The sequence below is a fragment of the Mameliella sp. LZ-28 genome (assembly GCF_012274245.1).
GTDB lineage: Bacteria > Pseudomonadota > Alphaproteobacteria > Rhodobacterales > Rhodobacteraceae > Antarctobacter > Antarctobacter albus.
In genome coordinates this window covers 38,879-60,817 of record NZ_JAANYX010000002.1, presented here as the reverse complement: position 1 = coordinate 60,817, position 21,939 = coordinate 38,879, and the positions used below count along the sequence as shown (strand labels likewise).

20 protein-coding genes are annotated in these 21,939 nt (G+C 61.4%); 6 read left to right on the top strand and 14 right to left on the bottom strand.

Annotation, left to right across the window (positions count from 1 at the left end; translation table 11 throughout):
• Positions 1-94: 94 nt before the first annotated feature.
• The 6 genes from G9Q80_RS01355 to G9Q80_RS01330 all read left to right on the top strand — a co-directional run bounded on the left by G9Q80_RS01355 (position 95) and on the right by G9Q80_RS01330 (position 8,618).
• Positions 95-2,602 (top strand): DUF8426 domain-containing protein, encoded by a 2,508-nt coding sequence (locus G9Q80_RS01355; RefSeq protein WP_246870441.1) that lies wholly within the window; start codon positions 95-97, stop codon positions 2,600-2,602.
• A complete protein-coding gene (locus tag G9Q80_RS01350; RefSeq protein WP_088716316.1) occupies positions 2,599-3,903 on the top strand; it encodes an McrC family protein in 1,305 nt (434 codons plus the stop codon). Before G9Q80_RS01355 ends, G9Q80_RS01350 begins: the two co-directional genes overlap by 4 nt.
• A gap of 1,122 nt (positions 3,904-5,025) precedes the next feature.
• Positions 5,026-6,009, top strand: coding sequence for an ABC transporter substrate-binding protein (locus G9Q80_RS01345; RefSeq protein ID WP_088716315.1), 984 nt, complete (start codon positions 5,026-5,028; stop codon positions 6,007-6,009).
• 2 nt (positions 6,010-6,011) lie between these two features.
• A complete protein-coding gene (locus G9Q80_RS01340) occupies positions 6,012-6,803 on the top strand; it encodes an ABC transporter ATP-binding protein (protein WP_043144674.1) in 792 nt (263 codons plus the stop codon).
• Position 6,804: 1 nt separating this feature from the next.
• Positions 6,805-7,587 carry an ABC transporter permease gene (locus G9Q80_RS01335; protein ID WP_069208065.1) on the top strand — a complete coding sequence of 261 codons (783 nt, stop codon included), beginning with the start codon at positions 6,805-6,807 and terminating at the stop codon, positions 7,585-7,587.
• Between the two features lie 119 nt (positions 7,588-7,706).
• The gene (locus G9Q80_RS01330) at positions 7,707-8,618 is read left to right on the top strand and encodes a DMT family transporter (protein ID WP_088716314.1); all 912 of its coding nucleotides are present in this window, start codon (positions 7,707-7,709) and stop codon (positions 8,616-8,618) included.
• Here the strand turns inward: G9Q80_RS01330 and G9Q80_RS01325 are convergent.
• From G9Q80_RS01325 to G9Q80_RS01260, 14 genes are all read right to left on the bottom strand, one after another.
• The gene (locus G9Q80_RS01325) at positions 8,615-9,199 is read right to left on the bottom strand and encodes a UbiX family flavin prenyltransferase (protein WP_043144677.1); all 585 of its coding nucleotides are present in this window, start codon (positions 9,197-9,199) and stop codon (positions 8,615-8,617) included. The genes G9Q80_RS01330 and G9Q80_RS01325 overlap by 4 nt on opposite strands.
• A gap of 28 nt (positions 9,200-9,227) precedes the next feature.
• The gene (locus tag G9Q80_RS01320) at positions 9,228-10,613 is read right to left on the bottom strand and encodes a UbiD family decarboxylase (protein WP_052244692.1); all 1,386 of its coding nucleotides are present in this window, start codon (positions 10,611-10,613) and stop codon (positions 9,228-9,230) included.
• A 93-nt stretch (positions 10,614-10,706) separates the two neighbouring features.
• Positions 10,707-11,651, bottom strand: coding sequence for an amidohydrolase family protein (locus G9Q80_RS01315; protein WP_043144679.1), 945 nt, complete (start codon positions 11,649-11,651; stop codon positions 10,707-10,709).
• Between the two features lie 31 nt (positions 11,652-11,682).
• Positions 11,683-12,612 carry an amidohydrolase family protein gene (locus G9Q80_RS01310; RefSeq protein ID WP_069208062.1) on the bottom strand — a complete coding sequence of 310 codons (930 nt, stop codon included), beginning with the start codon at positions 12,610-12,612 and terminating at the stop codon, positions 11,683-11,685.
• Positions 12,613-12,938: 326 nt separating this feature from the next.
• Positions 12,939-13,985, bottom strand: a complete 1,047-nt coding sequence (locus tag G9Q80_RS01305) for a CobW family GTP-binding protein (protein ID WP_223306262.1) — start codon at positions 13,983-13,985, stop codon at positions 12,939-12,941.
• A complete protein-coding gene (locus G9Q80_RS01300) occupies positions 13,982-16,294 on the bottom strand; it encodes a xanthine dehydrogenase family protein molybdopterin-binding subunit (protein WP_088716313.1) in 2,313 nt (770 codons plus the stop codon). The genes G9Q80_RS01305 and G9Q80_RS01300 overlap by 4 nt, the downstream gene beginning before the upstream one ends.
• Entirely contained in the window at positions 16,291-16,788 is a 498-nt protein-coding gene (locus G9Q80_RS01295; protein WP_088716312.1) for a (2Fe-2S)-binding protein, read from the bottom strand. Before G9Q80_RS01295 ends, G9Q80_RS01300 begins: the two co-directional genes overlap by 4 nt.
• Entirely contained in the window at positions 16,785-17,648 is an 864-nt protein-coding gene (locus G9Q80_RS01290) for an FAD binding domain-containing protein (protein WP_088716311.1), read from the bottom strand. Before G9Q80_RS01290 ends, G9Q80_RS01295 begins: the two co-directional genes overlap by 4 nt.
• Before the next feature lie 94 nt (positions 17,649-17,742).
• Positions 17,743-18,459, bottom strand: a complete 717-nt coding sequence (locus G9Q80_RS01285) for a GntR family transcriptional regulator (protein ID WP_074622417.1) — start codon at positions 18,457-18,459, stop codon at positions 17,743-17,745.
• A 50-nt stretch (positions 18,460-18,509) separates the two neighbouring features.
• Complete coding sequence (locus tag G9Q80_RS01280) at positions 18,510-18,968, bottom strand: ABC transporter permease (RefSeq protein ID WP_088716310.1); 459 nt, start codon at positions 18,966-18,968, stop codon at positions 18,510-18,512.
• Complete coding sequence (locus G9Q80_RS01275) at positions 18,965-19,159, bottom strand: hypothetical protein (RefSeq protein ID WP_133066444.1); 195 nt, start codon at positions 19,157-19,159, stop codon at positions 18,965-18,967. Before G9Q80_RS01275 ends, G9Q80_RS01280 begins: the two co-directional genes overlap by 4 nt.
• Positions 19,132-19,473 carry an ABC transporter substrate-binding protein gene (locus G9Q80_RS01270; RefSeq protein WP_198550019.1) on the bottom strand — a complete coding sequence of 114 codons (342 nt, stop codon included), beginning with the start codon at positions 19,471-19,473 and terminating at the stop codon, positions 19,132-19,134. Before G9Q80_RS01270 ends, G9Q80_RS01275 begins: the two co-directional genes overlap by 28 nt.
• A 137-nt stretch (positions 19,474-19,610) precedes the next feature.
• Positions 19,611-20,534, bottom strand: a complete 924-nt coding sequence (locus G9Q80_RS01265) for a LysR family transcriptional regulator (protein WP_088716309.1) — start codon at positions 20,532-20,534, stop codon at positions 19,611-19,613.
• A 23-nt stretch (positions 20,535-20,557) separates the two neighbouring features.
• Entirely contained in the window at positions 20,558-21,856 is a 1,299-nt protein-coding gene (locus G9Q80_RS01260; protein WP_088716308.1) for an amidohydrolase family protein, read from the bottom strand.
• Between the last annotated feature and the right edge of the window lie 83 nt (positions 21,857-21,939).

Below are 21,939 nucleotides of genomic sequence, written 5' to 3'. Positions count from 1 at the left end.
CCCAAATGTTGAAAGTCTGTTTATCAGATGTCTCTGTGTGCCGCTGCTCACCGGCTACGCTTGAAGCCGCAAGCCAAGCGAGCATCGCAGGTCATTGAAAGCAAGAATTCGACTATGGGATGAGTTGTTGAGAGAAATTGAATTCAAGACTTGGCTTGGCGAGCAAGGCCAGTCGCCTCAAGCAGCATCTTCCCGGGTTAGCAGTGCCAAGCGGGTTGAGAGGTATTTGGGAGATCTGGATGAACTCTTCTCCTCACAAGACAAGGAGCAAATCCTCGAGCAGTTTGCTTACAGCTCTGAGGATGAGCGTGAAAAACGGCCCAATCCGTCGCCCGTTCCAATCGATGGCGTGCTGAGAACTGGTCTGGCCAGCATACGGCAGGCTCTTCAGCTCTACCACGCTTTCTGGGAGGGCAAGCAGCCCGCGCCCGGCGAACTGGATACGGAGGCTGCTGCAGACCGCCTGTCGCGCGAGAAAATCGAAGCCGCTATGGACGCCTTTGATCTGCGTGAAAACTCTGAGTTCGAAGCCGCATTTTCCGCGTTCAAAGAGCCTACAAAGTATTGGGTCAGGTCAACCAAGTCGCGATCACAGAGAACCTATCCAACCAAACCAATTGTGGGCTTTCTGATTGGGAAGACCTCCAAGAATTTGAATGGCGGATGGAGCCAGTCGTCAGATGCGGCTGCCCAATTGCACAAGGCTGGATTCGTCATTGTCGACAAGGATGATCAGCCTCTACCGCTGCCTGACGAGTATGCGCACCTGATGCGCGGCGCGGAGCGTGCTAGGCTCGTTGCTCTCAACTACTTCATTGAGCCATCTCGGGAGGCTGGGCTGCCTAGCGTCACCATTCGAGCGGGCGATCTGCATGATCTGTGTGGTCTTGAGAGAAATTGGGCAAACGTCTGTCAGGCCCTGGAGGGAGAGAAATTCCGGTCTCTGGCCCGTGTATCCGCCCCGACAATCAAGGGGCCATCCAGAAGCGCGACAACAGAGTTCACTTTCGAGCTTGAGCCCCGGCTGGGCAGTCAAGGGAATGATATGCGATCTTCAGCAAGCACAGTGGCGCAAACGCTGATCCTCTACGGACCGCCAGGCACCGGGAAAACGTTCAGCACAATGGCCGAATCCGTCCGTCTGTGTGGAGAGCCGTTGCCAGAAGACCGTGACGATCTCATGGTCACTTACCAAGGTTTGTTGGCTGCGGGGCGGATCGAGTTTGTCACCTTCCATCAGTCCATGGCATATGAAGAGTTCGTCGAAGGGCGGCAGCCCATGACCGGGACGGATGAGGGTGGCGATACTTCAACGGCTGGGTTCAGGCTGGAAACCGTTCCGGGCATTTTCCGTCGCATTGCGAAACGGGCTGAGACCAGTCGGGGGCATTCGTCAGCAGAGGAGGCTGTGCGTCTTGGCGACCGCCAGGTTTTCAAGATGTCGATCGGCGAAGCGAACAATCCTGAAGATGCGCACCTTTTCGAGGAGGCTATTCAAGGCAATTACACCCTGCTGGGCTACGAAGATATAGACTGGTCTGGCGAAAAGTTTGCGAACCGCCAAGCTATTATGCAAGCTTGCAGGAATCTCGACGATCGCCATGCAAATATCGGGCCGAGAAATGGCGAGGTGCAGGCGCCCTTCACGTTCAGAAATGAGGTAAATGAAGGCGACATCGTCATCGTTTCCAAAGGTAACTTGCGTTTTCGAGCCATCGGAGTGTTTACGGGTGGGTATGAGTTTTCTCCTCGCACGGAAGGTGGCTATGCTCATCGTCGTGCCGTTCGTTGGCTCTGGAACGATCGAGATGGAGTTTCAGTAAACGAGATTTATGCCAAGAATTTTCAGCAGCAGCCGATTTACAAGCTCAATGTTGTCGAGCTAAATGTACCTGCCCTCGAGCGCTACATGAACAGCCAGCAAAGCGATGGCCCGTCGGAGCCCGAGCCCTTCGTCCTGATCATCGACGAAATCAACCGCGCGAATATTTCGAAGGTTTTTGGAGAGCTGATCACGCTGCTCGAGCCGGATAAGCGACTTGGCCAACCGAACGAGATCAAGGTGAGTCTGCCGTATTCCGGGGATGACTTTGGTGTTCCGTCGAACCTGCATATCGTTGGCACGATGAACACCGCAGACCGCTCTATTGCTCTGCTCGATACGGCACTCCGACGACGCTTCACCTTTCGTGAGCTCATGCCCGATGGGAAGCATCTTGACGATGCCGGGGCCCGCACCGGGATCGACTTGGCGCTCCTTCTAACGACGATCAACGAGCGGGTAGAGTATCTCTATGATCGCGATCACCAGATAGGGCATGCCTACTTTACCGGTTGCCAGACGCTAGCTGACGTGGACGAGGTGATGCGCCACAAGGTTATTCCTCTTCTGGCCGAATACTTCTTCGAAGATTGGGCCAAGATCGCTGCAGTCCTGGGGGATCTGGAGACGCATGAAGGGACCATCGACGGCGGTTTCCTCAAACGCTCGGTTTTGAAAGCACCGCCAGGGCTCGACAACGGCGAAGCAATGCCTCGCTTCCGATGGGCTGTCCGCAGCACTGCGGAGGGCTTTGATTACTCCAGATTGCTTGGGTCATGATCCGCCGCACGCTCCGTGAGTGGCAGCGCATCGGCTATGGTGATGACGAGGCGACCATCCCACAGGCAGAGGCCGATCGCATCGCCGCGGTCGCAGCGCGTTCCGCATTTGCCGGGGGCGGTGGAGAAGGTGTTCTTGAACACGGTCGCAAGGCTTTGCGTGCACGGGGGGTGGTGGGCGTAATCGCCGCGCCCGGGTGTCAGTTAGAGATCCTTCCCAAGATAGAAGGCCTTGGGGAGCATGACGCCACTGACGATGCGCTCCGCCGCCGACTGATACATATGTTGGCAGTCGTCCATGATTTGCGGATCGACACCGGTGCCATGACGCAGCTTGGTTGGCAAAAAGACACTGTCCTGGAACTGCTTATCCGACTTTTCTGCACGCGCCTTCTGGAGGCGGTGCGCATGGGGTTGCCGCGTCGATACTTGGAACATGCCGATGACCTTTCTGCGCTCCGTGGGCGGCTCGACATCACTCGGCAGTTTTCACGTCATGCGGTTTCACCGCAAAGGCTTGCCTGCAGTTATGATGAACTGTCGTTCGACATCCCGCTGAACCAAGTTATGCGCGCGGCTGTTTCCCGATTGCAGCGGCTGGCTCAGGCTGCCGACAATCAGCGGCTTTTGCGCGAAATTGAATTTGCGTATTCGGACGTGACCCGGGTTCCTGTCGACGCGCTGCGTTGGGATCAGATCACTTTGGATCGGACAAACCAGCGTTGGAACGAACTCCTATCGTTCGCTCGGTTGCTTCTCACCGACAGGCATCAACAGACGAGCGCAGGCGCCATCGACGGTCATGCGCTTTTGTTCGAAATGAATGCGCTGTTCGAGCAATACGTTGCCAAATTGCTGACCAAGGGCCTGTCAGGAGGCGGGTACCGTGTCTCAGCGCAAGGCGGCCACCGAGACTGCTTGTTCGAAGAGAGTACAGGGCGCTTTCGGACTAAGCCGGACCTCGTCATTCGCCGAGGCGATCGGACAGTGCTTGTCATCGACACCAAGTGGAAACGGATGTCACCTCGCATTGACGACCCGAAGCAGGGTGTCAGTCAGGCTGATGTGTACCAGTTGATGGCTTACAGCCAACTCTATCAGTGTCCGAACGTAATGCTGCTCTACCCACATCACGGCGATTTGCCGCCCGATCCAATCCGGACCTGCTATGCTATTGCGCATGCAGATGCGAATGAGAACCTGGTTGTCGCCACTCTAGACGTAACAGGCCCGTCTCGCGCGCATATAAAGGCCCTTGAGGCGTTGGTTCAAAGTGTCCTGTCAAAATCCGAGGCTGCGTAGCTCGCAGCGTTTCATCACTGCTTGAGTGCAATGTGTAGCTGCGGAGCTTGTGGCTCCGCAGCGCGGGACATTACGGCACAGTTGCGGTCATTCTTTCTGAATTTTTGGAGCAAATTGATGCGGCATCAAAACTCACACACATTGATTTCTAAGGTTAATTTTGCGGCCTGTGTGTAATGTTGCGTGGCACGCCACATGTGGCGTGCCACGGGACATGACCTAACCGACTCACAAGATCATTTTGGCTGAGATGACAAAGAAACGGCCTCGGGGAGTACCCGAGGCCGTTTGCATTTCTGGCTGTGGCGACGCCTAGTGGCACTCTGCGGGGGCAGTAGACCCTAGATGCTGTGATCATGCTCTCTGTTCGCAAGGTTCGACACTGTCTTCAGAGAGATGGTTCGCGGAAGCAGGTGGCCAAAGCGATCTTTGCGTATTTCTGCTGGGAATATTGGCTTTCCCGAGCGCGCCGATCCCCGCGTTGAGGCATCGTCGACCACTTGAGCAAGACCGCTTCGCTGCCTGAACGTGGGCTCCCGGGGTTCCGAAGCGACATGGTTCCGGTGTGGTCGGAGGCTGGACCGTCGGCAGGCCTCGCGGCTGACCAAGGAACGAAACATCTTCCCCAAGGATCTCGGGAAAGAGTCGCAAGGTACCGGGTGGCGGCGGAGTGATTCCTCTGCGGGTCGCGATCCCTGCGCGGCGGCGACGAGGACATTGCCTCTTGCCCCCCTCCCCCGCTGTTCTTGCGGGATTTGGACCATCTTTGGCCGGATTTCGCGATGGTCAAAGGCCACCGTGAATTTCTCAACATTTGCGTCGACTTATGCGCAGCGCGCTGGAAGCATCCCCTGCCCCTCAGTGGAACTATTGTTGACAATGCTAAAACTTTCCTTCCTGAATTGAACATTACGTGCTAGTCTCCGTCCCAGAGTAGAAGCGAACTTGGCCCCCTGGGACTTTGGTAATTGCTCAGTATTCGTGCAGTTCACCCGGGGCAGACGTGTTGAATAGGGTAACCATCGCTACTGCTCGGCAATCCCTCTGGGCGAACTGTTTCAAATCGGCTCAAGGAGATCGCCGGTTCGTACTCGCTGCGGACCGCGACAGGGAGGAAGACTCATGAAGGTAATAACAACAGCCACCGCGTTCATTTTGGGAAGTGCGGCGTTTGCCCAAGCCGCCGACAAGGTCACGTTTCAGATGGACTGGTTGCCCGGCGGCGACAAGGCAGCCATCTTCGTCTGCCTTGAACGTGGTTTTTGCGAAAAGGCCGGGTTGGAACTGTCACTGGAAACTGGGCGCGGTTCGTCGGAGTCGCTGACCAAGCTTGCCACCGGCAGTTCGGACATCGGCAATGCGGACATCGGTGCCCTGATGGCGGCCCGCGTTACCGAAAAACTGCCGGTGACCGCAGTCATGTCCTACTACAACGAAGGACCGCATGCCTTCTTCACCTTGAAAGGCAATGGCATCGAAAGCTTCGCGGACGTGAAGGGCAAGGATGTCGTGACCTCGCCCTTTACCTCGTCGAACGTCTACCTGCCGCTGGTGCTGCACGACAACGATCTGACGATGGATGACATCACGCTGACCAAATCGGATCCCGGCGCGCTGAACCCGATGCTTGTCACCGGCAGGACAGATGCGGTGATTTCCTGGATCACCGATGTGACCCGGTATTCGCAACAGGCCCAGGATGCCGGCCGCGAGATGATCGTCCTGCCCTGGGCCGATGCCGGCCTGGTGATGTATTCGGGCGCGATCGTCGCATCGGACAAGTTCCTGGAAGAACGCCCTGACGTGGCCCGGCGTTTTGTCGGCGCCCTGCTGGAATCCGTGGAATACATGCGGGCCAATCCCGATGACGCCGCGAAGGCCGTGACCGATGCAGTTCCGGAACTGGACCACGCAACTGCGCTTGGCTCGCTGCAAGACGCGCTTGGGCTGATCTTCAACGATGTGACCGAACGGGACGGTCTGGGTGCCTTTGACCCCGTCCGCCTGAAAGCCACCTGGGAGCGCGTCGCCGCAGCCCAGGGAATGGATCTGGACGCGCTTGATCCCGAAGACATCGTCGACCGCAGCTTCATGCCGGGGAACTGATCATGGCCGTGAATACAAATGTCACTCCGGCCATCCAGTTTACCGATGTCGAAATGACCTTCGACACCCGGGCTGGTGAGCTGATTGCTCTGCAACACGTCAACCTGGCCATCAACGATCACGAGTTCATCGCCGTGCTCGGACCGTCTGGCTGTGGCAAGTCAACGCTGATGCGCATCGTGGCGGGCCTTCTCAAACCAAGCGCCGGCACAGTCTCTGTCCACGGGGAAAACGTGGTCGAGCCGCGCGACGACATCGGCATCGTGTTCCAGAAGCCGACCCTGCTGCCCTGGGCGACGCTCGAGGACAACGTGGTTTTCCCGATGAAGCACAAGTTCGGCCGCGTTACGCAGGAACAGCGAGAGCGAGCACATGAACTGCTGAAGCTGGTCGGCCTGGCCTCCTTGGAAAACCGCCGTCCGGGACGATTGTCGGGCGGCATGCAGCAGCGGGTCGGGATTGCGCGGGCCCTGCTGCACAACCCCGATATCCTGCTGATGGACGAACCGTTCTCGGCCCTCGATGCCCTGACCCGCGAGGAAATGGGCTACGAGTTGCAGAACATCTGGCAGGAACATCGCAAGACCGTGATGTTCATCACCCATTCCATCGTCGAAGCCGTCCTGCTGGCCGACCGGATCATCGTGATGAGCCACGGCCCCGGCGCCCATGTCGCAGAGGACCTGAGGGTCCCTGCGCCACGACCACGCACCGGAGACTCGATGCGACTGAGCGAGATGCAGGACCTTGTATCCCACCTGCGCGACATCCTGATGACCAAAAAGGTGGCCTGACATGACTGCAACACTGACACGCGTAAACCGTGTTCCCGGGCTGCTGCCCGGGCTGACTTTCCTGATCATCCTCGTGCTGTGGGAAACCTCGACCCGGGTCTTTACCATCCCGACCTTCCTGCTGCCGGCGCCCAGCCGTATCCTTGAAGGGTTCGATGCGGTGACCGTTTCGCGCTGGCTCGCCCATGCCTGGGCGACCCTGCGGGTCGCCATGCTGGGCTTCCTGACGGCCATCGTCGTGTCATTGCCGCTGGCAATAGCGCTGACGCGGTTCAAGCTGGTCTCCAGCGGTATCTATCCGCTGCTGGTTGTGATCCAGTCGACGCCGATCGTCGCGGTGGCGCCCATCATCATCGTCACGATGGGGTCGGGCGACGTGTCGCGGGTGCTGATCACCTTCATGATCTCGTTCTTTCCGCTGGTCGTGTCGATGACCACCGGGATGAAGGCGACACCGGATGAACTGATCGAACTCAGCCATTCGCTGAAGGCCCCGGCCATCCGCGAGTTCACCCAGATCCGCATTCCCTATGCGATCCCCTACATCTTCTCGGGGCTGAAGATCTCGGTGACGCTCTCGGTGATCGGCGCGGTGGTGGCAGAGTTCGTGGCCGCGGAGAAGGGAATTGGCTATTTCATCCAGTTCTCGACCTCGCTGTTCAAGATCCCGCAGGCCTGGGCCGGGCTGGGCATCCTGGTGCTGATGTCTCTGACACTGTTCCAGATCATCGCCCAGACGCAACGCTACTTCTTCCCGTGGAGCTTGCCGCGCGAATCCAAGTAACGCGCAATCCAGCCAACCCAGAGTCCCGGCCGGATCACCGGCCGGGACTTTCGTTTCCCCCGCCAGCACCTGCGAAACCGAGAAGCCCCACCCTGGGCCCAGCAAACGAACGACGACCCATGCCACGACTGACACGCCTCATTCCCTTCATTTTCGTGCTGATCTGGAGCACGGGTTTCATCGGCGCGAAATTCGGCCTGCCCTATATGGAGCCTTTCTTCCTGCTGGTCGTTCGCTACGCGCTCGTGCTTGTGCTCTTCTCGTTCGGATTGCTGCTTTGGCGCAAACGTCTGCTGGCAGTCCATGACATCCCGTCCCAACTGCTGATCGGTGTGCTGATCCACGGCGCCTACCTCGCCGGCGTGTTCTACGCCATCTCCCAGGGGATACCCGCCGGTCTGGTCGCGATCATCGTCGGGATGCAACCGATCCTCACCGCGCTGCTGGGGTGGTTCTGGCTGGGCGAAGGCTTGGAACGCTCAGCACTCACCGGACTTGTCCTGGGGTTCGCGGGGATCCTGCTGGTCATCTCCGGCGCCGGGGCCTTGCCAGGGCACGGCGGACTGGACAGCATCGGGCTGGCCGCAACCGTCCTGGCCCTGCTTGGCATCTCGCTGGGGACCGTGCTGCAAAAGCGTCTGGGCGGCGATGTGCCGGTCCTGGCTGGAACGACGGTGCAGTACATCGGTGCGCTGCTGGCCACGCTGCCGCTCATGCTGTTGTTCGAGACCCGGCACGTCACACTGACATGGCCACTGGTATTGACGATGACCTGGCTGGTCCTTGGGATATCGGTCCTCGCGATCAGCCTGTTGATGGTGATGATCCGCCGGGACCAGGTTGCACGCGTCACCAGCTATTTCTACCTGGTGCCGCCGCTGGCGATGTTGCAGGCGTGGCTGTTCTTTGGCGAGACGATTTCCGCCCTCTCCGGGCTGGGTTCGATCCTGGTCATTGCCGGCGTTTACCTCGTGATCCGGCGGAACCAGGCAAACGCAGGGCTCGGACGGCCCCAGCCCGCGCGCGGTTAGGCGCTGGCCGGCTTGGTGCCCGTCCAGCGCTTGACCGTACCGGCATCCAGATCAAACAGGTCCAGAACCCGCCCGACCGTGTGATCGACCATCTCCTCCAGGCTCTGCGGCCGGGTGTAGAAGGCCGGCACCGGCGGATAGATGATCGCCCCCATCTCTGTCACCGCCGACATGTTGCGGAGGTGACCCAGGTGCAAAGGCGTCTCGCGCAGCATCAGGACCAGCCGGCGCCGTTCCTTCAGCACCACGTCCGCCGCACGCGACAAGAGGTTCGATGTTGTGCCATTGGCGATTTCGGCCATCGTCTTGACCGAACAGGGCGCGACGATCATTCCCATCGTTCGAAAGGACCCCGAGGAGCACCCGGCGCCGATGTCCTTGTTGGAATGGGTGTGATCGGCCAGCGCCTCTAGATCCGCGGCAGTGAAATCGCATTCCTGCGCCATCGTGATGCGCGCGGCGTTGGACATGACCAGGTGCGTTTCGATTTCCAGCGCGCGCAGCACCTCGAGCATCCGCTTGCCGTAGATCACCCCGGAGGCCCCGGAGATTCCGACGATCATCCGCCTTGGCTGTGTCATGTCCGGTTCCCTTTCCTGCCCTGGCGGATTACGCGCCCAGTTCCTGCAAAAGTGCAGCGGCGCGCGCTTGCGCCTCGGCGCTGATCCGGGCGCGGGTGCCGTGGAAATCGGGGCCGCGCGTCGCGTCCAGCCCCATGCGCGAGGTGGTTCCGATGCCGCTTGCCGACGGGTCCAGCGCGTTGCCCGGCAGGCCCTCCACGATCACCACGTCCCGGTGCGGCTGGAAATGGCTGGACACCGCCCACAACACTTCCTCGTCGCGGGTGATGTCCACGTCCGCATCCACCACGATCACGTTCTTCAGGTACTGGTCCCAGCCCAAGAGCCCCAGCATGACCTGCCGGGCCTCGCCTTCGCGGCTCTGGTTCATTGCCACGTAAGCGTGAAAATGCGTCCCCGAAGCGGGGTAATGCACCGCCGTCACCGAGGGGAAACGGGCCTTCAGCTTTTCGACCATCTCCGCCTCGCGCGGGATGCGGCCCAGATTCAGGTGCTCGGCGGAATTGCCGCCCGCCACGCTGACCAGGATCGGCGACTCGCGGCGCAGGATTGTTTCGACGGTGAAGAGGTTATTGGTCGACCGGTCCGAGGAATAGCCGGTGAATTCACCGAACGGCCCTTCCTCGACCGTGGCCTCGTGGTCGATCACACCTTCCAGAACGATTTCGGCATGGGCCGGAACCCGGATACCGTATTTCGGTGTTTCCACCACCTCGAGGGGGGCGCCCATTAGACCGCCGGCGATGTCGCGCTCATCCTCTTCGAAAGCCAGGCGGGCAGAAGCCGCCAGCATGAACAGGGGATGGCCGCCGATGATCATCGCCACCGGCATGGGTTTGCCAAGTTCCTTCGACATGTTCAGCAGCCGCCACAGGTGGCCACGCGAATGCAGCGAGGTCGCGAGCTGATTTTTCGAATGGATCATCGCGCGGTGATAGGACAGATTGCCGATCCCGCTATCCGGGTCCTCGCCCAGGATGATGCCCGACGTGATGTATTTGGTCCGGTCGGTCTCGAAGTGCTTCAGCATCGGCAGCAGGTTCAGGTCCACGTCCGCGCCAGAGATGACCCGCTCCAGCACCGGCCCGTCATCGACCGTTTTCGACGGCATAGCGGCGCGGGAGCGTTTCTGGTAGGCCGCGTGCAACCCGGGTTCGTCCGTGTCGAACAGACGGGCAATCCGCTGCCGCGACCCGAAGACATTGCACAGCACCGGCGCATCCAGATGTGCCACCTTGTTGAGCCGCAAGAGCGGCTGCCGCCCCTGCCCCGCCAGCGCCCAGATCAGCGCCGTGGCGTCCTGGTCGTCCGAGACCGGGCTGTCGATCTCTATCACGTCCCCGGGATGTTCGGCGCAGTAGCCGGCCAGGAAATGACGCACATCCTGCGGGTGATGGCTTTCGGTTTTGGTCATGAGCATGGCGAACGTCCCCCGGGTCGGCAAGATCGTGAAATAGGGTGAAAGTGTCCAAGACGGCGCCGGACACCCGGCGCCGTCAGGTCAGGATCAGACCGGTTCCAGCAATTTGCCGGTCGCGCGGTCGACGCCCGCATAGGTATCCGTCAGGCGGGCCTGTGCGTCCTTCGCATCGCGCGGCGGCGGCGTGGTGTCGATCCCCACCAGCTTGGCGATATTGTTGCCAAGGTAGCCTTCGAGATCGTCCTCGGACAGGTTCATCCCGTGCGGCGGCTCGTGGCACAGCACCTCAAGCTCACGCAGCCACATGCCCGGATCGTTGGGCGGGCTGTCAGTGCCGAAGACGATCTTGTCCTTGGGCAACTGCTGGGCGAACTCGACGATCCGCGACTGGAAACACCACCCGCTTTCGCAATAGACATTGGGCGTGTCCATCGCCATCCAGAACGCCTCGAAGCTGTAGTTGCCGCCGGTCTGGATGCCGAAATGGCCGATGATGAAGTTGACCATCGGGAATTCACGGATGATCGGGTAGAACATCGTCGGGATCGTGTAGGGTCCGTCGCCGGTATGGATCAGCACCACGATGTTGTACTTGGCGCACATCTCCATCGCCGGACGCAGCCATTCCAGCGCCCGGTCAGGCCGGTAACCGTGCATGTTGGCGTGCAGCTTGATCATCTTGAAACCGTATTCCTTGTGGTGGAATTCGATCTCCTTGGCGCCGTTCTCCGGGCCCCAGCGCGGGTTGTAGTTGAAATTCCCGATAAAGCGGTCCGGGTATTTCTGGCACAGCTCCGCGCAATAGGCCATGTAGTCGCGAATGCCTTCGCGGCCCATGCGGTTGCCATCGCGATAGCCGGTATTGCCCGGCGGCGGCTGGATGAACCCCATGTCGATCCGGCGCGGCTTGCCGTTGATCATGTAGGGGCCGTCCATCATTTTCAGCATCCGCTCGCCGGTGAAGGGTTCGCCCGTATGGCGCCACGCCTCGTCCACCAGGTTGGTCGGATGAAGATGGGTGTCGATAATCATCTTGGTCTCCTTCGGAAAGTCTTTGGGCGGCTTATTCTGCCGGTTCCAGCACGACGCCGTTGTCCCGCAGATAGGCCTCTGCCTCGGCCACGGTTTTCGGCGGCGCGGTCGGCTCCAGCCCGATCATCCGAGCGGTGTTGTTGCCCAGGTAATCCTCGAGCGTGTCCTCATCGAGGTTCAGGCCCTGCGGCGGCTCGTGGCACAGCACCTCCAGCAGGTTGATCCACATGCCCGGTTCGTTGGGCGGCGTGTCGGTGCCGAACAGGATCTTGTGCTTGGGCAGTTCCTTGGCGAATTCGACGATCCGCGACTGCAGACACCAGCCGCTTTCGGCGTAGACATTGGGTTCGTCCATCGCCATCTGGAACGGCTCGAACGTGTAGACACCACCGGTCTGCACACCGAAATGCGCCAGGATAAAGTTCACCTCCGGGAATTCCCGGATAATCGGGATGAATTCCGTCGGGATCGAATAGGGCCCGTCGCCGGTGTGCACCTTGACCATGATGCCGAGGTCCGCGCAGACGCGCATCGCCGGGCGCAGCCAGTCCAGCGCCCGGTCAGGGCGATAGGCATGCATGTTGGCCTGCAGCTGCACCATCTTGAAATCGAACTCCTTGACGTAGCGTTCGATTTCCTCGGCGCCGTTCTGGGTGCCGTAGCGCGGGTTGTACACGAAGCAGCCGATGAAACGGTCCGGATGTTCACAGACCATCTTTTCGGTATAGCCCATGTATTCCCGGATCGCGGCCTTGCCTTCCTTTTCGTGGATGCCGTGCGTGTAGATCGTGTTGCCCTGCGGCGGCTGGATGAATGCCTTGTCGACGCGACGGGGTTTGCCGTTCACATAGAACGGGCCGTCCATCATCTTCAGCAGCCGCTCTCCGGTGAAGGGCTCGCCGTCGTGGCGCCAGGCCAGATCGACGAGATCCGTCGGATAGCAACTCAGGTCGATAATCATGAGGAACCTCCTGGAACGAGGTGCCTGGATGCAATGCCAGTCCCGCCCGCGAACGGCCCGAAGGACGCTGTGCGGGGGATGGTCCCCTTGGGGCCAATCCGGATCGGGAAAGTGGGGAGTTTCGACATCGCAGCCTCACCTCTCAATGGGTTGGTGAGCAATTGGCTGCGCTTCTACTCTTGTCCCAGACTACGCCCGCGACCATCCAAGGTCAACAGGAAAATTTAGATAAGTAATTGTTTTTATTATCTATAATGAAATGCCAAAGCGGCCCGCGCGCGGATCGCGCGGGCCGCTTCCCTACCCGGGACCAAGAGGAGGAGGGGTTAGTCTACCAGGCAGGAAGAGAGTTTTCGTTCGATCTCGTCACGGTCCAGATCGCGCCCGATGAACACGATCTTGGAGCGGCGCTGGTCATCTTGCCAGGGGTGATCCGGGCGCAGGTCAAAGAGCTGGTGCACCGCCTGCAAGACATAGAAACGGTCGTCACCAGCCATCGACAGGATACCCTTGGTGCGAAAGATAGCCGGCCCTTTTTCATCGAGGTAGGCGGTCAGCACCGCATGCAGCTTGTCCAGGACAAAAGGTTGCTCGAAGGTCAGGCTGATAGAGGACACCGTTTCATCGTGGAGGTGGCCGTGATGATGGTGATGGTGGTGTTCATGGTCACTCTCGGCCGTCATGTCGATCTGCAGGATCTCCGCCCGTTCCTTGACGTAGGACGGCTGGAACCCGTTGACGTTCAGGATGTTGTCCAGGTCCACCACCCCGAACTCCGAGCGCAGGATCTCGGCTGTCTGGTTCAGCCCGCGCAGGTCGCCTTCCAGCTTGGCCAGTCCGGTCTCGTTGGCCAGGTCCACCTTGTTGACGATGATCCGGTCCGCCGCCACGATCTGATCCACCGCCTGGTTGTCGCGCCCGTCCAGCACCGGATCGTACAGGTGCTGGTCGATGTGCTTGGCATCCACCAGAGTCACAATTGCATCGAGATTGACCTCGTCCGCGACGCTGCGATCGGCGAAAAAGGCGGTCGCCACCGGCGTCGGGTCGGCCAGGCCAGAGGTTTCGACGATGATGTGATCGAACTTGTCCTTCTGGGCCAGCAGCTTTTTCATCACGTCGATCAGGTCGTTTCGGACGTCGACAAAACAGCAGATGCAGCCGTTCTGCATCTGGTAGATCTCTTCGTCCGAGGCCAGCACCAGGTCGCTGTCCACATCGACCTCGCCGAATTCGTTCTCGATCACGGCGATGCGATAGCCATGTTTCTCGGTCAGGATGTAGTTGAGCAGCGTCGTCTTGCCCGATCCCAGAAAGCCGGTGAGAATGGTGATCGGCAGCTTGTCCTTGGGGATTTCGTGAACGTTCATCATGATTGGCGCTCCTTCTCGTTGAGGGCATTCAGAATGTCTTCGGGGGTGATCGGGTAGTGATGGAACCGCACCCCGATCGCGTCGTGAATCGCGTTGGCGATGGCCGGTCCGATGGCGATGATCGGGTCTTCGCCGACCCCCTTGGCGCCCCAGGGGCCGCCGGGATCGGGGGCCGCCTCCAGGATCACGGTGTCGATATCGGGCATGTCCATCGACAGCGGCATCTTGTAATCCACCAGCCCCGCATTCAGGGATCGACCGGTTTGCGTGTCGATGATGTAATCCTCGGTCAGGGTGTGACCGATGCCCTGCTGGATGCCGCCCTCGATCTGGCCGGCAGCAGCGATCGGGTGGATCACCTTGCCGACGTCGTGAACCGGGACCACCCTGTCCACCGTCACCAGGCCGGTTTCCGTGTCCACCGTCACCTCGACGAAATGCGCTGCAAAGGAATAGGACTTGGTCGGTTCATACGTCCCCCGCCCCAGGATATTGGCGGATGGGATCCCTGGGGTCGGCCCCATAGCCTCGGCCACGGTGAGGCCGCTGTCAGGACTGGCACGCAGGAAGATCCGGCCGTCGACCATGTCCAGCGCATCGGCCGTGGTCTGAAGCTTTTCAGCGGCACGTCTCAGGATACCGGCGCGCGCCTCGGCGGCGGCCATCCGAGTGGCGCTGCCCACCAGGTAAGTGGTGTGGCTGGCAAAGGCACCGATGTCCCAGGGCACGGCGTCGGTATCGCCATGCACGACCGAGACGCTTTCAAAGGGCATGTTCAGCTCTTCCGCCGCGATCTGCGCAAGCGCGGTATGGGCGCCCGTGCCCAGGCCCGCCGCGCCGGTCATCAACGTCACCGAGCCGTCTTCGTTCACCTTGATGAGGGCATTGCCCTGTTCCTTGATGCCGGGATAGGCAGAGGAGCCGTGCATTTCACAGCCCAGACCCCAGCCCTTGCGGACATGCGACGCCGCCGGGTCGGGGCAGCGCGCCCCTTGCCGCAACCCCTTCCAGTCAAAGACCCGCGTGCCATGCTCGATGCAGGCCTCCAACCCATGCCCGACGATCGCGTGGCCAGAAGGCGCTATATCGCCCTCGCGCACAGCGTTTTTCAGTTTCAGGTCCGCCGGGTCCATCCCCAGCCGCTCTGCCGCCTCGTCCATCTGGATGTCGAGGGCGTAGTAGGTCTGCACCACGCCATAACCGCGAAATGCGCCCGCTATCGGGGTGTTGGTATAGACCGCGCGCCCATCCAGCCGCACGTTTTCGCAACGATAGAGCGAGGTGGCCGAATTGGTGCCCACCGTCGTGACCCCCGGGCTGTGAGACCCATAGGCCCCGGAGTCGAACACGATCCGCATGTCGCGCGCGGTGATCGTGCCGTCCTTGCGAAACCCCTGTTTCAGCCACAGCTTGAACGGGTGGCGCGACCGTCCGGCGAGGAAGGTCTCACGCCGCGTGAATTCCATCCGCACCGGCTTGCGCGTCTCCCGCGCCAGCAAGGCGCAGAGGAACTCATGCTGGAAGCAATCCTGCTTGGCGCCAAAGCCGCCCCCCATGTGATCAACCAGCACCCGCACTTTGGTTCTGGGCAGCCCCAGAACCTCGGCCAGGATGCCACGCACCATGAAAGAGCTTTGGGTCGAGGTCCAGAAAGTCAGCTTGCCCGACCCGTCCCAATCGGCCAGGCAAACATTGGGCTCCATGTAGCCGGGCATGGGCCGACCACCGGAGAATTCGCCCTCAAGCACAAAATCCGCCTCGGCGAACCCCTTGTCGACATCGCCGCGTTCCACGTGCACCGGGTCCAGCACAAGGTTGCCGCCCGGCCCCACCTCGTGGATCTGCGGCGCGCCCGGTTTCATCGCCTCTTCGGGGGTGAAAACACCGGGCAGTTCCTCGTATTCGACCTCGATCAGGTCCAGCGCCTCGTCGGCGATCTCTTCGCTGATCGCGGCCACCGCGGCCACGCCCTCGCCCCAGTACCGAACCTTGTCGTCCAGGATATACTGATCCTTGGTGCAAGAGACGGAACGCGGATGCGGTGAGCCGTAGTGCAGCACACGCGGCACGTCCTCATGGGTCAGAACCGCCTTCACGCCCGGGTAGGCCAGCGCCTTGCTCACGTCGATGCGTTTGATCCGGGCATGGGCCACGTCCGAGCGTTTCATCTTGCCATAGAGCATCCCGACCGGCTTCAGGTCGGCGACATAGGCCCCTTCGCCCGTGACCTTCTCGATCACATCCTCGCGCTTGACGCTCTTGCCGATCGTGCTGAATGCATTTCTCAGGTTGTTCGCGGGTTTGTTCATACCGTTTCCTCCTGCGCGCGCACCGCGCGGATCTCGGCGGCCGCGCTGCGGACCGCGTCGAAAATCTTGGTGTAGCCGGTGCAGCGGCAGATATTGCCGCTGAGACCAAAGCGGATCTCGTCATCGCTGGGATCGGGGTTTTCCTCGATCAGCTTGCGCGCCATCATCAGGATGCCCGGCGTGCAGAACCCGCATTGCGATGCGCCGTGGCGCATGAAGGCATCCTGAAGCGGATGCAGGATGTCGATGCTCTGCTGCATTCCCTCGACGGTCTCGACATTGCGGCCCTGCGCCTCGACCGCCAGCATCAGGCAGGCATTGACCGGTTCGCCGTCGACGATCACCGTACAGGCGCCGCAATCGCCCACGTCGCAGCCCTTTTTCGTTCCGGTCAGTCCCGCCTCTTCGCGCAGCGTGTCCAGCAGCGAACGGTGCCCTTCCACGGCCAGGCTTTGGGGATCCCCGTTGATGGTCAGTTCCACGATCTGTTTCATTGGGTCGCCTCCATTGCAGTCTTCACGGCACGGCGCGTCAGGACACCCACCATGCTGCGCCGGTACTCGGCGCTGGCGCGCACGTTGCTGATAGGGGTGCATTCGGCCATCGCCTGCGCGCCCACCTGCGCGATGAGCTCATCCGTTATCTTCCGGCCTTTCAGCAGCGCCTCGGCCGCCGATGCGCGCAGGACCGTCGGCCCCACCGCGCCAAGCGCGATCCGCGCATCGGTGCAGGTGTCGCCATCGCGGTCCAGGCTGACCGCCACACCCACCGTGGCCAGTTCCATCGCCTTGCGGCGGCCATGCTTGAGATAGATGCGCCCGCTGTCGGGAGCCGGGGCCGGAATCACGATCCCGGTGGCGATATCGCCGCGTTCCAGCCGGGTGCGCCCGGGACCGGTAAAGAACTCGGCCAGCGGCATCCGGCGCATCCCCTTCGGCGTGTAGATATGGATGATCGCGCCATCGGCGATCAGCGGCGGGATGGTATCGGCCGAGGGCGACGCGCGGCAGAGATTGCCGACCACGGTCGCCCGGTTGCGCACCTGGATCGAGGCCAGCAGGCGCAGCGCCTCGGCGAAATTCGGATAGGTGCGCTGAACACCCGGCAGGGTTTCCAGCTGCCGCGCCGTGACCAGCGCACCAAAGGTGAGCCCGACATTGGGATCCCAGGTGATGTCATTCATGCCGGGGATATTCTTGATGTTCACCACATCGGAAACATCTCGCAGCCTTTCGCGGATCTCGACGAAAAGATCGGTTCCACCGGCCAGCACATGGGCATTTTCGCCCAGGTCGACCAAGAGGCGCGAGGCCTCTTCAAGGGTCTTGGGTTCATGATAGGCAAAGCGTCGCATCTGGCCTCCTTCAGATCGCAGCGGACGGAACGTGCCGCTGGCGTTTCATGGGTGGCCGCTAATCCTGGTGAGGGGCTTCGCCGGGTATTTGGTGTCAGGCCGAGGGTGGCCCGTCGTCATCTTCGCTCGCCTTGATATCGAGCAGCATTTCCGATTTGACCGCACTCAGAAGCTGGTTGTTGTAGTGAACCGCCCCTTCGCTGTCGCCACGGGCCAAGGCTGCCAGCGTCTTGATATGCAGGTTGTGACCCGAAAACTCCGAGGGCCGTCCGCGTCGATGCGACATCAGCAACGGCTGGCAATTGATCAGGTCGTTCAGCAACCGCGACAGGTGCCTGTTTCCGGCCAGGCGCCCCATCTCCATGTGGAACAGCCGCGAATGATGCCGCGCCTCGACGACATTGCCCTCGTCATAGGCGGCCCCTTCGGCGCGTAGGATCTCCTGCAACCGAACACCTGCCTCGTCGGTATAGGTCCGGGCCAGTCGTTGCAGCAGCCCGGTTTCGACCACCAGGCGGGCTTCGAAAACCTGTTCGGCCTCTGCCGCGCTGAGCCGGACGATGCGGGCCCCCTTGTTGCGGCTGGTCTCGACCAGCCCGGCATTGACCAGTCGCAGCAGCCCGTTGCGGATCGCCTGCCGGTTGGCACCGGCCGCCTCTGCGAGTTCGCGTTCGACCAGCCTGTCACCCGCCTTGAGTCTCTGGTCCTGCACCGCCTCGACCACAAGGGAGAACACGCGCTCTTCTGCGTCCTGGCCGCTTTTCAGTTCGGCTTTTGCAGCCGCCTTTCTGCGGAATTGGGGCTTTGTCACGGCAACCTCGTCATTGGTGCAAGAACGCTAGACCGGACCACTATTCATTGTCAACAATAAGATTTTTTCTGTTTAAAATCATTACTTTGAAATATCCCCCTCATCTCAGACAGACCGTTCAAAGGACGTCTCCGAAGGGGCCACGCATCGAATCGACCCGCGGTCCGGCGCACTCCGACAGGTGCACCCGGCCCCGGAATGTTCGCGTAGGGAAACAGGCAGGCCTCGAACAGCCGGCTCTCGTTGAACACGAAGGCGATCAGCGTGCCCGTCACCACGGCCAGCACGAAAGCTCGCAGCGTGATCGACAGCGTGACCCACATCGCCCCCAGAAGGTCGGCGCCGTTGGCCAGGATGCTGTGCCAGACATCGCTGGGCTTGGGGAACAGGTAGACCGGCACGTCGAACGCACTGCACAGCACCTCCCAAAGGATCAGCACGGCCAGGCCGACAAGGATCGGGCCAAAGACCTCGATCGAGGCAGCCGCGTTTGCAAAAGATCGTTTCATCGCGGTTCTCCCATCTCGCCAGATTGCCCGGATGCGTCGCGCAGCGCCTCGGACAACTCGCTGCACAGCGCCGCGAAACGAGGGCTGCCACGGAAGGTTTCGTCCCGGAGTCCGGCATGGTCGATATCGATGATGCGCGAGATCCGCCCGGGCCGTGCCGCCATCACCGCGACGCGGGTCGACAGGAACACCGCCTCCTAGATCGAATGGGGCACGAAGACCAATCGTCCAGCCCGGCGACATCCTCATGGGTCAGGATACCGTTCAAGTCATGCTGGAAGGTCGCTGCCACGGCACGCACCGGCAGCCCCTTTTCGACTCCGCTCAGCACCTGGAAGTCGTAGCCGGTATAAACATCGGCTTCACCCGCCAGCAAAAGCTGCATGCCGTTCACCTGCGGCCCGCGCATGCGCAGCGCGACGTCCAGCCCGCGGCCTCGTACAGACCCGGCGTCTTGGCCTGGTAGAAGCCGCCGTGCTGCGCCTCGGCATAAAAAAAACGTCATTGATGCGCTCTCTAGAAAAACAATATTTGACGCGGAACGATTTTTTTTCGCACGCACTTTCGCTGGTGCACGAAACCCGAAACGCGCCCCGCCAGGATGGGGGAACGCAGGATTGCGGCTGGCTCTAAGGGGGCTGGCTAAGGATCGGACGCGGGTCGGGACGCGGCAGCGGCCTCGGGAAATGCCGCGAGGATGATCTCTTTCAACCGTTCGGCGGGCGGCGACAGGCTTCGCCATTTGTGTTGCATGACGCAGATATCTCGGGTGATGACCGGATCGCTCAGCGCCACGCTGCACACCCCAGCGGCCGAGGTCAGTTCCATCGAGTTCTCCGGCAGCACCGACACCCCCAGGCCCGCCGCGACCATGCCGATGGCAGTGGTGGAAAAGCGCACATCGTAGGCCGGAAGGAAGTCCGGCGCGACGCCGATCATGGTCCGTTCGACGATCTGGCGCAGCGGGTTGTCCCGCGCCAGCACGATCAGCTTCTGATCCGACAGGTCGGTCCAGCCGATGGCCTGCCGCGCGGCCAGCGGGTGATCGGCGCGACAGATCAGCATCAACCGGTCCTGGCTGACAGGCTGCGACCTGATCTCGGGGTCGTCGTCCAGCAGGGTCCCCAAAGCGATATCCGCCTCGTTGCGGAGCAAGGCAGGGCGGATTTCCTCCTCGGGCATGTCGCGCAACCCGACCGAAATGCCCGGGTACTGGTCCAGAAAACGGGCGATCAGCGCAGGAATCGTGGTTGAGGAAAAGATGATCGAACTGGCGACAACCACCTTGCCCTTCTTGAGCTGCGCGCGTTCGCGGACACTGCGCGTGGCAAGGTCCAGGTCCTCCATCGCCTTGCGCGCCTGGGGCAGGAACTCGATGCCGATATCGGTCAGGTTCACCTTGCGGGTGTGGCGGTCGAACAGCCGGACGCCCAGCTCCTGTTCCAGATCCTTGATCAGCAGGCTGACCGCCGCCTGGGTCAGCCCCAGCGCGCCGGCCGCAAGGTTGAAACGCCCAAGCTCGGCCACCGCAAGGAAGGCGCGGATCTGGCGCAGCGTGACATTCATGACCCGCCCCTCTCCCGGCCCGGTCAGGCCGTTTCGGCCATCGCCTGCGGCAGCACCGTCGCGGTTTCCGACACCAGCCGCCCGCGCGCCAGCACCCGCGACTGGACCGGCCCGCCGGCCACCAGCGTATCGGTGTCCTCGCAATCGGTCAGCACCAGATCGGCCCAGGCGCCCGGGCGGATGCCGTAATCCGCCCCCAGCCCCATAAGTCGGGCGGGGATGTCGGTGATCATCCGGTGCACGTCGCGCAGCTCGTCCGCCATCAGGTTCCCCGCCAGCAGCGTCCAGCGCGCGATTTCCAGCATGTCGCCCGACCCCGTCGGCACAAACGGATCTTGGATATTGTCCGAGGCGGTGGCGATCTTGGCGCCGCCGCGCAGCAGTTCGGCCACCCGGGTCAGCCCGCGTGGCGGCAGCTTTGTGCGGTCGCGGGCCTGAAGATAGAGATTGGCCGCCGGAAGCGTCACCGCCCCCACGTCGAGGTCGATCATCCGCTCCATGATCGCCCTTGCGGCGTCAGGCTCCAGCGCGCTGAGCACCGAAATATGGCTGAACACCGTGCGCCCCTGCATCCCGAAACGCTCTACCCGGTCAAGCGCCGCATGCATATGCAGGTTGTCCGGGTCGAGATGTTCGTCCAGATGCAGATCCACAGGCTTGCCAGCGCGGGCCGCGGCCTCGAACAGGATGTCCATATAGCGTTCCGGGTGCTCGCTGACCGCCGGAGTGCCGCCCACCGCATCGGCGAAACGTACCGCCGGGTCGATGTTCCCGGCCAGCCATTCCAGGTCCTGCCCGGGATGCGGGGTCATGAAGGCCACCAGTTGCAGTGTCATCCGATCGGACCAAGCCTCCCGCTGCCGGGCCAGTGCCTCAATCCCGTTGAAACCCGCATCCTTGTCGACATTGATGTGACTGCGGATCGCGGTGGTGCCGCGCGACAGGCACCGTGCCATTGTCCGCGAGGCGCGTCGGGTGATGTCCTCGGGGCCGGCGGTCCGGGCATAGGCCGCGAAAGCCTCGCGCGCGCCCTGCAACGTACCCGAGGGATTTGGCGTGAAGCGCAGCACACCGGTCTTGTCCAGATGCTGATGCATGTCGACAAAACCGGGCGAAATCAGGTTCCCGGAGACATCGACGCGCACCGTATCGGGCTGCGACGCAAGGCCTGGCCCCACAGCCGCGATGCGGCCATCGGTGCCGATCAGAATATCGGCCTGTTCGGCCTGTGCGCTCGCGCCGGTGATGCGGCCTCCGGCCAGCAGGATCGGCCGCTCGCGGTTGGCTGCAAAGAAAGAAAGCTGATCGCCGACGGTGCCCATGACCTTGCCCTTTTGTTGGAAACTCCCGGGGACACTAAGCAAGCCACACTCTTTTCACAAATTAAATAATCTTTTTTACTGAT

Coding starts and splice junctions, on each gene's coding strand:
- G9Q80_RS01260 (WP_088716308.1), bottom strand. CDS start 21,856: ATGGGCACCGTCGGCGATCAGCTTTCTTTCTTTGCAGCCAACCGCGAG.
- G9Q80_RS01335 (WP_069208065.1), top strand. CDS start 6,805: ATGACTGCAACACTGACACGCGTAAACCGTGTTCCCGGGCTGCTGCCC.
- G9Q80_RS01345 (WP_088716315.1), top strand. CDS start 5,026: ATGAAGGTAATAACAACAGCCACCGCGTTCATTTTGGGAAGTGCGGCG.
- G9Q80_RS01265 (WP_088716309.1), bottom strand. CDS start 20,534: ATGAATGTCACGCTGCGCCAGATCCGCGCCTTCCTTGCGGTGGCCGAG.
- G9Q80_RS01340 (WP_043144674.1), top strand. CDS start 6,012: ATGGCCGTGAATACAAATGTCACTCCGGCCATCCAGTTTACCGATGTC.
- G9Q80_RS01305 (WP_223306262.1), bottom strand. CDS start 13,985: ATGATGAACGTTCACGAAATCCCCAAGGACAAGCTGCCGATCACCATT.
- G9Q80_RS01300 (WP_088716313.1), bottom strand. CDS start 16,294: ATGAACAAACCCGCGAACAACCTGAGAAATGCATTCAGCACGATCGGC.
- G9Q80_RS01295 (WP_088716312.1), bottom strand. CDS start 16,788: ATGAAACAGATCGTGGAACTGACCATCAACGGGGATCCCCAAAGCCTG.
- G9Q80_RS01290 (WP_088716311.1), bottom strand. CDS start 17,648: ATGCGACGCTTTGCCTATCATGAACCCAAGACCCTTGAAGAGGCCTCG.
- G9Q80_RS01310 (WP_069208062.1), bottom strand. CDS start 12,612: ATGATTATCGACCTGAGTTGCTATCCGACGGATCTCGTCGATCTGGCC.
- G9Q80_RS01280 (WP_088716310.1), bottom strand. CDS start 18,968: ATGAAACGATCTTTTGCAAACGCGGCTGCCTCGATCGAGGTCTTTGGC.
- G9Q80_RS01350 (WP_088716316.1), top strand. CDS start 2,599: ATGATCCGCCGCACGCTCCGTGAGTGGCAGCGCATCGGCTATGGTGAT.
- G9Q80_RS01325 (WP_043144677.1), bottom strand. CDS start 9,199: ATGACACAGCCAAGGCGGATGATCGTCGGAATCTCCGGGGCCTCCGGG.
- G9Q80_RS01320 (WP_052244692.1), bottom strand. CDS start 10,613: ATGACCAAAACCGAAAGCCATCACCCGCAGGATGTGCGTCATTTCCTG.
- G9Q80_RS01270 (WP_198550019.1), bottom strand. CDS start 19,473: ATGACGTTTTTTTTATGCCGAGGCGCAGCACGGCGGCTTCTACCAGGC.
- G9Q80_RS01330 (WP_088716314.1), top strand. CDS start 7,707: ATGCCACGACTGACACGCCTCATTCCCTTCATTTTCGTGCTGATCTGG.
- G9Q80_RS01315 (WP_043144679.1), bottom strand. CDS start 11,651: ATGATTATCGACACCCATCTTCATCCGACCAACCTGGTGGACGAGGCG.